The organism is Pyrinomonas methylaliphatogenes (genome assembly GCF_000820845.2).
Lineage (GTDB): Bacteria > Acidobacteriota > Blastocatellia > Pyrinomonadales > Pyrinomonadaceae > Pyrinomonas > Pyrinomonas methylaliphatogenes.
On the sequence record NZ_CBXV010000003.1, the window covers coordinates 147,871 to 160,491 of the forward strand.

The following is a 12,621-nucleotide window of genomic DNA, read 5'->3' on the forward strand; positions in this document are numbered from 1 at the left end:
AAAGCGATCATCTCCAACGAGCGCGATCCCATAATTTCAAAGGCGCCAAACTCGTCACCCCTCGACGCCGGAAGGCACGGGCAATCGGACCTGCGTCGGCAACGGCTCGCCGAACTCCGGTAACCCTTCGCGGCTCCAACCGAAAGGCTGCGCGCGCGGCGCACGCCTGTTGCTGCAACCTTGCCTCGGCGCCGAGTTCGCATGATACAAGATCCAATCCTCGCGTCCGTCGGGCGATTTGAAGAAGGAGTTGTGGCCCGGCGCGTAGACGCCGTTTTTCGGCGACTGGCGAAAGACCGGCGCCGGGTGCTTCTTCCATGAACGCGGATCGAGCAAGTTCGCCTCCGTCGAGGTCATGAGCATCCCCAAACAGTACTGATCGGTCCAGCAAGCGCTCGCCGAATAGATGATGAAAATCCTTTCGCCGCGCCGTAACGCTTCCGGCCCCTCGTTGACGAAGATGCGCGGCGGTTCGCCGCGTTCGCGCCAATTTTCGACTTCGCCCACTCGCTCCCAATCATAGATCGGCTCCGAGATCTTCACGCGCCGCCCATCGACCGTCCACGGATCCTTCAAACGCGCGATGTAAAGATTCTGCTGCCCGTTCACCGCGCCTTCCCAACCGGACCAGACGAGATAAAGCTGCCCGCGATGCTCGAAGACCGTCCCATCTATCGCCCAACGATCATCCGGATCGGCGACTTTGCCCTTCAGCTCCCACGTCCCATCGAGCGGATCTGAGGCGCCGCTTTCCAGAACCCACAGGCGATGGTTCTCGTTCCGTCCATCGTCAGCCGCGAAATAGACGTACCACTTGCCGCACAAACGGTGGATCTCCGGCGCCCAGATCTGCTTCGAATATGGTCCGGTCGCGGGCGGTCGCCAGATCGTCCGCCGCTCGGCATGTGCGAGATCCACAGGATTGCGCGTCTTCCACAGGTCTATCCGGTCGCCGAGCGTGTGCGTGTAGTAGTAGAAGCCCTCATGGTACGTGATCCATGGGTCCGGACCGGAAGGGAGAAGAGGGTTCTGAAAAGTCCGGCGTGGCGACGCAAGCCGCATGTCCGCTTGCGACAAAGCGACCCCCGCCAAACCTTGCGCCAATAACCCGGAAAACCTTCGCCTCGTAAGCATGCAAGAAACTTTCGATCCCGCACATACGGCTGAGGATGCGCCCGCGCGACTCGCCCCCTCGCCACACAGCCTCACTCACACTCGCGGCGCTGCGCCCCGTTTAAGTTAAAGACAACTGCAACCGCGTCACCGAAGCCGGACGAAAATCGTAGACCAAGACCCCGTTCGCGCCGACCTCCACCGCCTCATCGCGCGGCTCAACCGCGCGCGGATTCTCGAACGTGTTGTGCGCGTGCACATCGTCTGCGACAAGCACGCGCGCTTGCGCTCGCGCGATGCGCGCCCCGCGCACGGCGATCTCGGTCGCGCGCGATTCAGCGAGATGCGGATTGACGACCGTCAACGTCAGGAGTTTATCGCGAAGCGAAGCCGAACCCGATAACCCCCAGAAGCGGGCCGGCTGCCCGTTGCGCCTGTAAGTGAGCGATGGCGCGGCGAAAACGGTCCGCACCGCTTGCGCCCCCATGTGCGGCATGAACATCTCGAAAACGTGATAGGTCGGCGTCAACAGGAAACGATCCTCGCGCGTGAGAAAGAGCGACTGGAGACAGTTGACGAGTTGCGCGATGTTGGCCATCACCACCTTGTCCGCGTGGCGATTGAAGGTGTCGAGCGTCAGCGCCGCGACGAGCGCGTCGCGCATCGTCGATTGCTGGCCCAGCAAGTGAGTCGGATCTATCTCCGTCCCGCTGCGATACCACGTCCCCCATTCATCGACCACCAATTTGACGCGATGCCGGCGATCATATTCGCCCATCACCGCCCAGTGACGATCGATGAGCGATTCGATCCGATCGGCTTCGCGCAACAGCTCATAGTACTGCTCTTCGTCGAATTTGATGGCATCGCCTTTGCCCGCGCGCCAATCCGTGGTCCGCCCGCCCGAAACGTTCCACGAGTAATGGTGCAACCCCCAACCGTAGATGCGGTCGAACATCCATTCGCCCTTCTCGCGCGTCCGCGCGAAGAAACCGCGCGTCCAGTTGAGATCGTCGCTGTTCGCCCCTGAAGCGATGAATTTGAGATCGACGCCGTAGCTCGGCACGGCGGCGGTGAAACGGCGAAACTCCATCGCATACTCCTCGGGCGTCAGGTTCCCGCCGCATCCCCACGACTCGTTCCCGATCCCCCAGAAGCGCACGCGGAACGGCTCGCGACTGGGCACGGGGCCGCTCGCGCGAAGCTCGGCCAAAGTCGTCGTCCCGGCGGGCGCGTTGCAATATTCGACCCACTCGTAAAAGGCCTGCGCCCCGAGCCCGCGCACGTTGACCGCCAAATAAGGCTCGGCGCCAACCAACCGGCAGAAGCGCATGAATTCGTTCGTGCCGAACTGGTTCGGCTCGAATCGTTGCGGCGCATCGGCGGGCGCGCGCATGTCCGGATCATCCACCCAAAAGTTGGTCCGGCGCGGGCGCCGTTCGCGCGCTCCCACGCCATCGCGCCAATCGTAGCTATCGGCGAAACAACCGCCAGGGTAACGGATGACCGGTGGTTTGATGCGCTTTAGCGCTTCGACGAGCGCCGCGCGAATCCCATCGATGTTCGGCACGCTGGATCGCTCCCCAACCCAAATGCCGCCATAGATGACGCCGCCTAGATGCTCCGTGAAATGGCCGTAGATGTCCGGGTTGATCGTCGCGATCGCTTCATCGATGAGCACCTCGATGCGCGCATCTGTGGCGCGTGTCGATTGGGCCAGCACGCGCATCGGATCAACTAAGTAGATCGCACCGCATGCTCCAACGCCCTTTAGAAAGGATCGTCTCGTCACATGTTCCATAGGATGGCTCCGCAGACCTCCGAAAAATATTTCGTAAAGCTCTCAAAGCTTTCAACGCTTCGGCACCCGCACGCTGATCGCCTCCCAATCGTTCTCCGAAGAGCCAAAGCCATATAGCATCACGCGAAAATTTCGCGGCAGTGAACGAATGGGTCGCTTCAAACCGACTTGCCCGTTGAGCAAGAAACTGATCTCATCCCCCACGCGCATGATCCCCAAACGCGGATTCTTTACGCGCGTCGCAAGGTTGTTGTTATCGAGCCGCTCGAACTTCCCGTTCGTGATATCCCAAGCCTCGAAGATGCCATCGCTGCGCAGAATCCACTCGATGCGATTATCCGCGCGCCCGTCGAAAAGAACCGCCAAGATGGCGTACCCCACAGGGAAACTGTCTTCGCCCGGATTGGGCATCCGAGGACCAACGCGCGCAAGCGTCGCTTCGACCAAGAAACTGTCGGCGCTCCACATCATCCGACTCCGCACGCCCGAGCGCGACCCGCCCGCCCCGCGCATGCGCAACTGGCCGTTCTTGATCTCAACCTTCCCGCCACTTGCGCCCTCGAACGTATAGACCTCCCACTTCGCCTCATCGAGATGATCGCCGGCGAATTCATCGGTCCATACCTCAACCTCCGCCGCGCTAGCCGCGCCCGATTGGACCGGCGCAACCGCTTGGGCGGATGACCCCTGCGTGATCACGCGCACCTCATCCCAATCGTTCTCCGATGCGCCAAAACCATAAAGCATCACGCGGAATTCGTTGGGCAGCCCCTTGATGCTCCGCTGCAGTTTGACTTGATCGTTCACCAGAAAGAAGAGATCATCGCCACGCCGCCCGATGCTCAGCTTCGGATGCGGATCGCTCACTTTCAACTGGCCATCGTCGATCCGTTCGAGTTTTCCTCCTTTCGCTTCCCAAGCTTCGAGCGCCCCATCGCTGCGCACGATCCATTCGATCCGCTCGCGCCCCGCCCCATCGAAGAGCAACGCGAGAATGGCGTTGGCCCAAGATTGCGGCGCGCTCGCGCCAACGCCGGCAACCTTCGCCTCGACGATGAACCTGCTGCCCGAAAAAACGGGCACGCTGCGCACCCCGGCGCGAGCGCCTTCCGCATAACGCTGACGCAAGATGCCGTCCCTCAACTCCGAGCGACCTTCGCCGCGCCCCTCGATGACGAACGGCTCCCACTTCTTCGCGTCGAGCGCCGCCCCGCTGAAATCATCGCGCCACTCCGCTAAAGCTGGCCCCGGAGCGTTGCCCGCCTGCTGCGCCCTCGCGATAGAAGCGAAGGCGAGGACAAGCGAGAAAAGCAAAGCGAAGATCGAACTCAACTGGCGATCAGCGCAACCTGAAAGCAAAGGGAAGAAAAGCTTCTTTGACTTTACACGCGGAGATGACATCCGACTCTCACCCCTTCAGAAACGCACGTTCGCCAAACGCTGCACGATTTCGCGCCGCTCGCGCTGCTCCTGCTCCTTCTGCCGCTCGCTCAAGAGCTTGAACTTCTGCAGGACCGCTCGCGCCTCCTCGGTCCTCTTCAAACGCGCATAGGCGCGCCCCAACTGATAATAGGCTTCGGCGCGATCTGGCTCGATCTCCACCGCGCGCTCCAACGCCTCTGCCGCTTCCGCCCAACGCTCCTCGCGCATGTAGAGCTTCCCTAAAGCCAATCTCGCCGGCGCAAAAGACCGGTCCAGTTCGATCGCGCGCTTTAGATGCTCCTCGACGCGCCGCGGCTCGGCGTTCTGCTTGAGCAGCGTATCGGCAAGCAAGTAGTGGACGATCGCCAAATGATCGTTCAAAGCCAAGGTCTTTTCGAAGAGTTTGACCGCTTCGGCATACTGGCCCACCTCGACGCGCGTCAACGCCAGATAAGCGAGCGCCGGAACGAAACCCGGCTCGCACTCGAGCGCGCGCTCGAAAGCCTGCGCCGCTTCCGCGTTCTTGTTCAACTTGAAGTTGGCCATCCCAAACGCGAACCACAGACGCGCCGACCGCGGGAATCTCTGCAAAGCCTCGTTCAATCGAATCAATGCCGCGCCCGGAGCCTGCGTGTCCGTCAGCAACATCGCGTAGCGGAACCAGTAGGCTTCTACCTGCGGCGCGCGCGCGATCGCCAGCCGCATCGCCGGTATCGCGTTCTCCGGATGACCGCTTCGCTCGTACACTTCGGCCAACAGGGCGTAGATCGGCGCTTGATCGAACCCGCGCGCAACCGCTGTTTCCAAAGTGCGCCCAGCTTTCTGCACGTCGTTGAGCCCGAGATAGGCTTGCGCTAGCCACAAGATGGCTTCGACGTTCTTCGGCTCAAGACGCACGGCGCGCTCCAACTCGTTCGCCGCCTCGGCGAACAGCTCCGCTTCGAGCAGAGCCTTGCCGAGCGATGCCGACTCCTCAGCGTTATCAGACGCAAAGCGGGCCGCGTACTCCTGATACGCCGCCGCCGCCCGCTCGCGCTCGCCTAACCGCAACCCGATGATGACAAGCGCCCGCCCTATCGCCCCATCTGGTGCCAGTCTATACGCGCGCTCGAACAGCCCGCGCGCCTGCTCTAAACTCGCTCGCGTCCCTTCTGTAAAACGTATCTGTGCCAAATTGATGAGCGCGGCAACACGCTCGGCATCCAATTTCAACGCCGCTTCGAACTCAACTGCCGCCTCTTGTGAACGCCCGCGCTTGTAAAGAACTACGCCGTAATTGGTCCGCGCCGCCGCCGAAGTCGGCGCAAGCTGCGCCGCGCGCGCAAAATGGCGCTCGGCCTCCGCCAAATCCCCTAACCGATCGGCGATTACGCCAAGATAAGTGTGCGCCGTAACGTCATCCGGGCGCGCCTCCAAAACCTTCATAAAAAAAGAACGGGCAACGCCGAACTCCCCGCGCTCTAAAGCAGCTCGTCCTTCCGCTATCAACCGCGAAGTCTGATCAACGTTGCCCGTCTGCAGATGCGCGCTGAGATCAGGCAGGAAGAGGAAAAGGGCGATGCAGGAGATGAGCGCGCCCCTCAAGCGAAATGAACCGAACGCTCGTGCTGGTCCAACCATCGCGCTCGTCCCCCGCTTCGCCATCCGTCAAAAGACGAGCCGCGCGCCGACCTGTATGCGACGCGGCTGGAAGATGTCGCCGTTGCGACCCGAGATGCCGAAGTTTACATCGTCAAGGTTCATGTTCGGCAAGGCGAATCGCCCGCGGTTGAAGAGATTGAAGAATTCCGCGCGGATCTCGAAATAGGTCTTCTCCGTCACGCGCGTCTTCTTCATGATGCTGAAGTCTTCGGTGAAGAAAGGCTGACCGCGCAAGTTGTTGTAAGTCGGCGCAGCAGTCCCGAAGAACCGCAGCGGATTCGCATAATAGGCCGCATAGGCCGGATTGACCGTCACGCCGTCGAGCGTGAACGGCGGCGCCGCGCGATAGTCGGGCGGGCGCGAGAAGGCCGCCGGGTTCAAGTAACGATAGTTGATGCCCCCCGCCGGCGTGTTCGTGTAAAACGGCTGCCCCGTTAAATTCGGGCGCAAGTTGCCGCCGACGCCCAAGATGTCGAGGAAATCGCGCTGCCCGCCGGCAATGAACGGCGTGAGCGCCGGACCGCTTCGGTAACGATGCACGCCCGCGATCTGGAACCCGCCGACCAGACGATCAATCCACCCGCCGCGGTTCAAGAACCGCTTCCCTCGCCCGAAGGGAAGTTCGATGATGTAGTTGAAGACGAGCGAATGCGGGAAGCTGTTTGGCGAAACCGCCCGCAGAGATCGCCGATCGTAAGGGTTCTGCACGACGCCGCTCAACGGCGTTTCGCCGAAGAGGTTCTCCGCCGCATCCGTAATCAACTTCGAATAGGTGTAGGAGATACCGAAGAGGAAGCCTTGCGCGAAACGTCGCTGTAGATCTACCTTCCCAGCGTTGTACCAGCTCTGCCCCTCGCTCTCCATACGGTTGTTGATCACCCGGTACTGCGGGAAAGGACGCAGCGCCTGTGCGACCGTCCCAGCCAATGTGCCCGATTGGTTAGCAAATCCCGGATAAACGGCGTTAGGATCGGTCGGCAGATTGAAACCGAGGCTCTGCGCGTAAGCCCGCTCGAGCGGCGTCAAATCGGTCAATCTCTTGGTCAAGATCGGATAGCCTAACTTCAATGCGTTGAGCGGAATGACATTGACCGGCGCAAAGGCCGACCGCAACCGCGTCCCGTGATGGCCGTTGTAACTGACCGAAAGGACCAGCTTGAAAGGCAGTTGCCGTTGCAGGTCCAAGCTGTACTGCGCCGTGCGCCCGGCCCGGTAATTCTTGGTGAAGTAGTCTATGTCGTTCCGGTCCAGTTGCCCAACCGCCTGATCTCCCGGATCGGCGATCGGAAGCTTCGGATACGTCTCGAGCCTGATCCCGGGCGTCCCATCACCCCGCACCCATGAATCGAGGCCGAAGTTGATGTTCACCTGTCCGGGGTTGTAACCGAGCAGCCCCGTGTTGCCGAAATCGTTGTAGAGGATCGGCGCGTAGTAGAGCCCATAGCCGCCGCGAATCACCGTCTTGCTGTCGATCGCGTAGGCGAAGCCGAAGCGCGGCCCGATCTCTGAGTGGTCAGGTTTGATCAATCCGCGATAGTCGGACTGAACCCCGCCTTGACCTGCCGCACCGGCGATCGCACCAAGACGCCCGCCCGCCGCCGGATTGCGCTTGTCCGGATCGAAGCCGCGATACCGGTCATGCGCCTCCGTGCGCGGATAATCCAGATCGTAGCGGATGCCGATGTTGAGCGTCAGTTTCGGCGTCACCTTGATGTCGTCCTGGAAGAAGACCGATGGCATGAAGAAACGCCATCCCGGATCGACCGTCTGCAAGCTGTTGAAAGAGAATTCGGGGGCGCCGACAATCAGACTCGCAATCGGCCATCCCTGATTGAAATCGTTCGTATTGGCCGTCTGATTGCTCCGGAAATTCAAATTCCCTCCGATGTCGAACTTCTGCGAGACGTTGAGCTGTTGGATGCGCACGTCCGCCCCGAATTTCAACGTATGACGGCCCCGCACGTAACTGACGGCATCGCTGATCTCCGTTGTGTTATCGGCCGTGCGATTGTCAAAGTATGTCGAACCGCCGGGCTGATAAGCGCGCGGATCGGGACTGGTTACAGGATCGCCGTAAAGCGGGAAACCGATGAGCGGCAACCCCAGATTCTGCGTCGTTCCCGGCGGCATCCCCAAACTCTCAGCCGTTATCCCGCGCTGGAAACTCGGACCGATCTGCAGGTGATTCCGCAGACTCGAATAGTTGCGGTTCTCTACGTCCGTCCGGTTGAACGCCAGATTGAAATGGTTGAGCAACGTCGGCGTTAACGTCCAATCGTGCTGCAACCGCGCGTAGTAGGAACGGAACTGCTGCTGCCACACGCCTTGCGCGACGAACGGTGGCGGAAAACGCGGGAAGCCCCCTTTGATGCTCGGCAACTTACGGAAGATATAGCTGAAGTTGAGCTGTTGCCGGTCGGTCAAAGTGTGCGTGATCTTGGTCACGTAGTAGTTAGTGATAGCTTCGGCCGTGCTGCTCGCCAAGTAGTTGTGATAAACGGTCGAGCCCAGCGGCCCAGTCGTGTTCGGCAACGGGAAGAGATTAACGAAGTTCTGCCCGATGCGGCTGATCAAAGCGCCGCCATCGTAAAGATCGAGCCGGTTGCCCGGAATGGGCACGCGCTGCCCCGGCGGACGGCGCGGATCGTAAATCTGGACCGGCCCGCCGAAGAACTGTAGAACGTAAGGATCGGTCAGAAGCTCCGAAAAATCGCCCCGCCGCATCTTCGCCGTCGGGACGCTCACAAAGACGTTCTCGCTCTGTGAGGTGCGATACCCGCCGTAGTTGAAGAAGAAGAAGGTGCGGTTCTTGCCGCTCCAGTACGCCTTTCCGCCCTCACCGAAACGCGGCAGGTAGACCGGTCCACCGATGCTGAACCCGTAATCGAACTGCCGATCGCGCGGCTTGGGAAGCCCCTGCAAACGGTTCAGATCGATGTTCGCGTTGAGCGCTTCGTTCCGATGAAAGAGATAAGCCTCGCCGTGGAAATCGTTGCTCCCGGTCTTGATCGTGAAGTTCACGATCCCGCCCGAAGATTTGCCGTACTCCGCCGAATAGTTGTTCGTCGTGATCGTGAACTCCTGAAAGGCGTTCGGGCCGGGCGCGACTTCGGAAAAATATGTGCCGTTCTCCGCTCGCCGCGTGCCCGCCCCGTCGATCAAGATGTCCGTTCCGAGCGCCTGTCCGCCGCCGACCCGAAAGCGCGTCGCGTTCGTCCCCGTGCTGCCCGCCGCATCCTCGCCCGGCGTCACGCTGCTATCGAGAAAGATGAACGCGAGCGGCGTCCGCCCGCCTGATTCCGCCGCCACGAGCAACGGTAACTCCCGCACCTGCCGCTCCGTCACGTTGAGCTGCTGCGCGGGACTGTCCGTCTGCAATAACGATGCCTCCGCCGATACGGAGACGGTTTCGCCAAGCTGGCCCACCTCTAACTTGACATCGGCACGCCGCGTCACCTGCACGGCGACTTGTATCCGATCGATCGTCGCCGTCTTGAACCCCGGCGCTTCGACCGACAAGCGATATGGTCCAGCGCGTAATTCCGACAAAATGTAGCTCCCTTCTGCCGTGGTTCTCGTCTCGCGCGTCTCGCCCGTCTCCAAATTGGTCACCGTCACTTTGGCGTTGGCGACGACCGCACCTTGCGGATCGGTCACCGTGCCGGTGATCGCCCCGCGGTCGCTTTGCGCCGACGCAAGCGAAAAACAGCTTAGAACGGCGGCGAGAACCGACGCGAGCCCTAAAAGAGTGCGGGTTCTCATCTTCCCCTCCAAAGAATTTGGGTCGAAACTACACTGGAGACCTCGGACCTTCGCCTCGTTGGCGCGCAATCGCCCGCCTCAAAGCCTGCAAGCCTTTTAACGGCGCAAACGATCAATAAGCGTGCTCATTTTAGCCAAAAACGAACAGCTGTCAAGCATTTTTTCATCGAAAGCCTCGACCGCTTTCACCCCACAGAGGCCTTCAAAGAGACCTCGCTTTCGGCCTCTTTCCGCCAAGCGGCGGATCTCAAAGGATCGCGCTTTGAGATTCGTTACCGCAACGATCCAAACGCCTTAATACGCTCCGGGCTGGAAGTTTGCGTAAAGGTTACCGCAAAGACTCGCCCCTGTCAACGACTTTTTGTTCTCTCAATAACCGAATCAGTTCAGATCCTCGGCGAAAAGGCTCAAGTTGCTGCGAAAGATGATGTGCGGGGTCAACCTGATGCGCGGCGGGGGATGCACGCCTTCGGTCAAATATCTATACAGCGCTTCGAAGGCGATCTTGCCCTGCGTTTTGGGTCGCTGGTGAATCGTCGCCACGATCTTACCCGATTGGATAAGCGGCACCATCTCCGGAAATAGGTCTGTAGTGATGAGCGCTACGCGGTCCTCCTGATCGACATCTTCCAGTGCCCGAATCACCCCCAACGAGTTGGCCGTGCTTACGTAGATCGCTTTGAGTTTCGGATCTTGGCGCACCAAACTCACGGTCGCTTGATAGGCTAGCTCCTCGTCATCCCGCGCTTCTATTACTTCAGTCAGTCGCAAACGATCGCCCGATAGCTTTAAGCCATATTTGAAGCCCCGCAACTTGTCCGCATGATCGACCGTCAGTAGATCACCGGTGATAACGGCAGCAGATCCTTCCTGAGAGACCACCTTATGAAATAGCTCGCCCGCGATCGCGCCGCTCGTGAAATGATCGACCGAAACGGTCGTCAACCGCTCTGTTCCTGGAGCGTCGGTCGAGACATATACAACCGGTATCTTCAATTCGCTGGCCCGTCGAAGCATCTCTCGCAACTCCGCCGGATGGCCGGGCGCCATGATGATGCCTCTCACTCCCTCCGTTAAAGCTTGCTCGAGCACGACCGTTTCCCCTTCACCCAGTTTCGGATGCGACTTGAAACTTAATGAAACGGCCATGTCGAAAGGCTTTGCGGCCTCCTCGATCCCGCTGCGGATCTTATCCCAGAAGAGCGCTATCTCTGCGGGCAAGTGGATCGAGATGCGAAGCGCTTTGGGCTTCTTGAGGTATCTGGCCGCCAAGTTCGGCTGGTAACCGAGCGCCTCAGCGATGCGCAAGATGCGTTCTCTCGTGGCTTGACTGATGCGCCCCCGGTTGTGTAACGCCCGGTCCACAGTCGCAATCGAAACGCCCGAAGCCTCAGCGATATCTTTGACACCAACCGATCTTTGTCTACGATGCTCAAGGCGATCGCCGTCGGGATGAACTCTCTTCTGCGATGACATAGCTCCCTCGCCCGACTAACTGTAGTGACGTGACAATGACAGATGAACTCTCTTCTGCGATGACACGGTTCCATCTAGAAGCGATCTCTAAAGAGCCCCCGAGTCGATGAAACGACATAGCTTAATAAAATGATAACGAATTCGACGATAGCGCGCTATCGAACAAGGTCCGACCAGATCTCGAACGGTGAGAAGAAGATCGCGCGCCTGCGGCCAGTGGGACGAGGCGCCCTCTAAGCCATTCATATGCCGCATTCAGCGTGATGACCAACGTCACTTGCGTTGGATTAATCATCTGATCGGGACGACGTTCCAGCGATCGATTGGCAATCGTTCGGCGACTGGCGGAAGCGGCGGAAAACGTTTGTGCGGCTCGGTCTGATACCAATACGCGACCGATGAATAATCGTCACTGCGATCGTTGGCATGTCCGTGTTCGATAGTTACGCGCAACGATCTATCGAAAGTGATCGGATCCTCTATGTGAAAGCGGTACATCGAGTGGCGTCCCGTATAATCGGCATTCCCCTTGCGCGAGTAGCCAAAATACGGGAAGTTATACTCGCGATTGAGCAGATTGAAGTTCCAGGCACCGCAAAAATAATCTTCAAGCCCGGTGCCGTTCAACGTCGGTTTCGCGTCGCCGTCGATGAAGATCATGTCATCGCCTTCGCCCCACCAGTCGGTCGCTAACCCTTGAATATGTAACACGACGCCGACATACTGCCCCCGCCCCGCAGCGTCCAAGATCAAATAGTTCTGCGCTCCATCAAGATTGGGCCGGCCATCGGTCGCCTTCGTGATCTGACGATTCCACCACGCATGAAAACGGCCTTGCCGCTCGGTCGCCAACGCCTCAGCCGATCCCGGCGCGTATGATTCGTAATCTATCTGGTAGTAGAAAGCCTTGACCGGTTGCGCCCCTTGATTTTCGATCTCGATGCGCGCGCGCCGTGAGAACGGCATCGGGAAGAAGCAGTTGAGCGCGCGGTCGGCGACCGCGAGCGGCACGCTGGCCCAGTAATATGGCTCGCCAAAACCGAGGCCGAAGAAATCCCCGATCGGAGCCTCGATGCTCGGGTCGGTTTCGTCATCCCAATAAGCGCGCAATACGATGCGGCGCAAATAGTACCTCTCATCCGAGGCAATCGTCATCCAGATATGCGTGATCGTTCCCGATCCTCGGATATCAGCGAGAACGACGCGCTGGCCCGGCCCGATGTTCTCTAAAAAATCGTGATTGCCGCCAGTTCGATCATAACTCGAAACGCGCAACCTCTTGACCCCTTCGCGTAAATTAGCGAGGTTGCGCAGAAGGCCAACCTGCCCGCGAACGGGTACGACCGCACCCAATAGAACCATCAACCAAACAGCCCCAATCCTCATCTTCAGCCTCCTTTAACGGC

Annotated in this window: 7 protein-coding genes; all 7 read right to left on the minus strand. The window is 59.7% G+C overall.

The genetic code is table 11. From position 1 onward, the window contains the following. Window positions 1–54: 54 nt before the first annotated feature. Window positions 55–1,134, minus strand: a complete 1,080-nt coding sequence (locus PYK22_RS04135; protein WP_211197607.1) for a glycoside hydrolase family 43 protein — start codon at window positions 1,132–1,134, stop codon at window positions 55–57. Window positions 1,135–1,234: 100 nt separating this feature from the next. Then, on the minus strand, window positions 1,235–2,914 hold the full coding sequence (locus tag PYK22_RS04140; protein ID WP_041974731.1) for an alpha-N-arabinofuranosidase: 1,680 nt from the start codon (window positions 2,912–2,914) through the stop codon (window positions 1,235–1,237). A gap of 51 nt (window positions 2,915–2,965) precedes the next feature. Next, entirely contained in the window at window positions 2,966–4,315 is a 1,350-nt protein-coding gene (locus PYK22_RS04145; protein ID WP_041974732.1) for a hypothetical protein, read from the minus strand. A 15-nt stretch (window positions 4,316–4,330) separates the two neighbouring features. After that, the gene (locus tag PYK22_RS04150) at window positions 4,331–5,980 is read right to left on the minus strand and encodes a tetratricopeptide repeat protein (protein ID WP_041974733.1); all 1,650 of its coding nucleotides are present in this window, start codon (window positions 5,978–5,980) and stop codon (window positions 4,331–4,333) included. A 3-nt stretch (window positions 5,981–5,983) separates the two neighbouring features. After that, window positions 5,984–9,739, minus strand: coding sequence for a carboxypeptidase-like regulatory domain-containing protein (locus tag PYK22_RS04155; protein WP_041974736.1), 3,756 nt, complete (start codon window positions 9,737–9,739; stop codon window positions 5,984–5,986). Between the two features lie 381 nt (window positions 9,740–10,120). Further along, window positions 10,121–11,215, minus strand: coding sequence for a LacI family DNA-binding transcriptional regulator (locus PYK22_RS04160; RefSeq protein ID WP_041974738.1), 1,095 nt, complete (start codon window positions 11,213–11,215; stop codon window positions 10,121–10,123). Window positions 11,216–11,506: 291 nt separating this feature from the next. Then, entirely contained in the window at window positions 11,507–12,601 is a 1,095-nt protein-coding gene (locus tag PYK22_RS04165; protein WP_211197608.1) for a glycoside hydrolase family 172 protein, read from the minus strand. Between the last annotated feature and the right edge of the window lie 20 nt (window positions 12,602–12,621).

What these genes read in the sequence shown, in the direction of transcription:
- PYK22_RS04135 (WP_211197607.1), bottom strand. Translation starts at nt 1,134, where the DNA reads ATGCTTACGAGGCGAAGGTTTTCCGGGTTATTGGCGCAAGGTTTGGCG.
- PYK22_RS04140 (WP_041974731.1), bottom strand. Translation starts at nt 2,914, where the DNA reads ATGGAACATGTGACGAGACGATCCTTTCTAAAGGGCGTTGGAGCATGC.
- PYK22_RS04145 (WP_041974732.1), bottom strand. Translation starts at nt 4,315, where the DNA reads ATGTCATCTCCGCGTGTAAAGTCAAAGAAGCTTTTCTTCCCTTTGCTT.
- PYK22_RS04150 (WP_041974733.1), bottom strand. Translation starts at nt 5,980, where the DNA reads ATGGCGAAGCGGGGGACGAGCGCGATGGTTGGACCAGCACGAGCGTTC.
- PYK22_RS04155 (WP_041974736.1), bottom strand. Translation starts at nt 9,739, where the DNA reads ATGAGAACCCGCACTCTTTTAGGGCTCGCGTCGGTTCTCGCCGCCGTT.
- PYK22_RS04160 (WP_041974738.1), bottom strand. Translation starts at nt 11,215, where the DNA reads ATGTCATCGCAGAAGAGAGTTCATCCCGACGGCGATCGCCTTGAGCAT.
- PYK22_RS04165 (WP_211197608.1), bottom strand. Translation starts at nt 12,601, where the DNA reads ATGAGGATTGGGGCTGTTTGGTTGATGGTTCTATTGGGTGCGGTCGTA.